Below are 2,643 nucleotides of genomic sequence, written 5' to 3' on the forward strand. Positions count from 1 at the left end.
TCATAAAAAACTCCCGGCTGCTCAGCATGTAACCAATGCCCGGCATTTTTAATTTCTTCAATGCTGTAATCTGGAAAATGAAGACTGATGTCTTCTTCGTCTTCAGTCCGGATGTAGTTTGATTTTTCTCCGTCTAAAAAAAGTGTGGGACCGTCAAAAAAAGCATTTTGAGGTAATGATACTCCAACGTTTTCTATGTGTTTAGCTATGATGTCGATGTTAAACCTAAATCCTAAGCGGTCTTTTTCTTTCCAGTATAAACTCTTAAGCAAAAACTGTCTGATTCCAAAATTGTCAATCGATTTGGCCAATTCTGCATCGGCTTGTTTTCTTGAGTGTATTTCCTTGAAATTTAGTTCACTCAAAGCTTCAAGTATGAAATCGTGGTGAACCGGGTATTCCCGTGGCGCAATATCTGCTACGATTAGCTTTTTTACTTTTGAAGGGTTCATTGCTGCAAAACACATTACTGTTTTTCCTCCCATTGAGTGTCCAAGCAGATTTACTCTTCCCAGTTGATGTTCTTCAATATAATTCTCCAGATCTGAAACCATATCCTGATAGGTCCACTCTTCTGAATGAAAACTTTGTCCGTGGTTTCTCTGATCAATTACATGTACTTCATAGTCTTTGGAAAATTGCTTGGCAAGACTGACCCAATTGTCGCCCATGCCAAACAATCCGTGAAGAATTAACAATGGTTCGCCCTGTCCGTATATTCTGGAGAAAAGTATCATTGATTGTATTTTTTTACCGCTAAGGAGGCAAAGTTTTGCGCTAAGTTTCGCTGAGTACGTGGCGGAACTTAGCGCTTAACTTTGCGTTACGTTGCGGTTAATTATACGATAGCATTTACCTGATAAATGTTATTTTCTATTTCAATCTAGCCAAATACATCTGAATAGTATTTTCCAGTCCCAGATACAAAGCTTCCGAAATCAAAGCATGACCAATAGAAACCTCGTCTAATCCCGGTATCTCTTTAGCAAAGAATTCAATGTTATCTAAGCTTAAATCATGACCTGCATTTACTCCCAAGCCCAATTCAATTGCCAGCTTTGCAGAGTCAGCATAAGGAATTATGGCTTTCTTGTTCCCTTTTCCGTATTGAGTTGCAAATTCTTCGGTGTAAAGTTCTACTCTGTCGGTACCGGTTTCTTTTGCTCCTTCAATTAATTTAAGGTCAGTATCTATAAAGATAGAGGTTCTGATTCCTGCATTTTTAAATTCCGAAATAACTTCTTTTAGGAAGTTTTTGTGAGTAATTGTATCCCATCCTGCATTTGAGGTAATGGCATCCGGAGCATCGGGTACTAAAGTTACCTGCTCAGGTTTCGATTCTAAAACCAATTTGACAAATTCGGGAGTTGGATTTCCTTCAATGTTAAATTCGGTGTTTACAATTGGTCTGAGGTCAAAAACATCTTTTCTTGTTATATGTCTTTCGTCCGGTCTTGGGTGAATTGTAATTCCTTGAGCTCCAAATCTCTGAGCATCAACAGCTACTTTGGTCACGCTTGGCACGTCGCCACCTCTCGCATTTCTGAGAGTAGCTATTTTATTGATGTTTACGCTTAATTTTGTCATTTATATAAAAAATTATTTATACAAAATTACTACTTATAGCAGTTATCAGCTATATTTCCTCAAACAAAATATTTTTTTCTTTACGATTTTAAAAAAATAGAAGTATTGCTGTTGGTTTAGTAATCTTTTACAGTATTTTTTTGTTAAAAGCGGATATTAATTGTCATTCTATGTATTTTTGTGTACTTTACTATTACGAGAAATAAAAAATATGTCAGGCTATGTTGGTGAATGAATATCTTACAAACGACTTTAAACCATTATCTCCAAAAGATACGGTAGAGGTGGCAAGGGAATTATTCGAAGGAAGTAGTTTTGACTTTTTACCGATAGTTGATGGTAGTTTGTTGATAGGTTGTCTGCCTTCTGACTTTAACTTAAGTAACCGCTCAAATTCTTTTGTTGGCGATTATCTTGATGAGTGTGTGTTTTTCTTTGTTCAGAAAAATTCAAACCTGATCGATACCTTGAGAATATCGGGCATAAATGACTCTAATTTGATTCCTGTAACTAACGAAAATAATGAATACCTGGGCTATGTTACTCAGAACGATATTATGTCGCATTTTTCCAAATCACCATTCTTTAGTGAGATAGGAGGGGTTCTGGTAGTAAAGAAATCGATAAAAGAATATGGGATATCTGAACTTGCTCAGATTGTGGAAACCGAAAACGCAAAGATACTTGGCGTTTTTGTAAGTGATTTTGTTGGAGAAGAGGTTGTGCTTACTGTTAAAATAAATCAAATGCGTTTAGGTGTTATAGAAGCGGCACTAAAGCGTTTTGGTTATACTATTTTGGAAAGCTATCACGAGAATAAAATTATTGATGATATGCAGGACAGATATGATTCTTTAATGAATTATCTGGATGTTTAGGATATGTTTATTGATAACTTAAGCTTACTGCCTATAATTTAATCGGTCACCACATCTAAGCGTGGCAGGTATGGAACTCGCTATTACAATCACCCCCCTCCTGTGTGAGACAAATTTACTCATGCACCTTTCTTCTGTAAAAAGCATATAATAAATCTTTTTTCCGGAGGTGCAGAGC

General features: G+C 36.3%; 3 protein-coding genes. 1 reads left to right on the top strand and 2 read right to left on the bottom strand.

Annotated elements, in window-relative coordinates:
• Together ABFR62_13995 and ABFR62_14000 are read right to left on the bottom strand one after the other, a co-directional pair.
• A partial coding sequence (locus tag ABFR62_13995) for an alpha/beta fold hydrolase (protein ID MEN8139530.1) occupies positions 1-737 on the bottom strand: 737 nt, incomplete at its 3' end.
• Between the two features lie 136 nt (positions 738-873).
• On the bottom strand, positions 874-1,587 hold the full coding sequence (locus tag ABFR62_14000; protein MEN8139531.1) for a pyridoxine 5'-phosphate synthase: 714 nt from the start codon (positions 1,585-1,587) through the stop codon (positions 874-876).
• A gap of 221 nt (positions 1,588-1,808) precedes the next feature.
• Between ABFR62_14000 and ABFR62_14005 the strand changes: the two genes are divergently transcribed.
• The gene (locus ABFR62_14005; GenBank protein MEN8139532.1) at positions 1,809-2,465 is read left to right on the top strand and encodes a CBS domain-containing protein; all 657 of its coding nucleotides are present in this window, start codon (positions 1,809-1,811) and stop codon (positions 2,463-2,465) included.
• The last annotated feature ends 178 nt before the right edge of the window (positions 2,466-2,643 follow it).

The organism is Bacteroidota bacterium (genome assembly GCA_039714315.1).
Taxonomy (GTDB): Bacteria; Bacteroidota; Bacteroidia; order Flavobacteriales; family JADGDT01; genus JADGDT01.

Coding starts and splice junctions, on each gene's coding strand:
- ABFR62_14000 (MEN8139531.1), bottom strand. CDS start 1,587: ATGACAAAATTAAGCGTAAACATCAATAAAATAGCTACTCTCAGAAAT.
- ABFR62_14005 (MEN8139532.1), top strand. CDS start 1,809: ATGTTGGTGAATGAATATCTTACAAACGACTTTAAACCATTATCTCCA.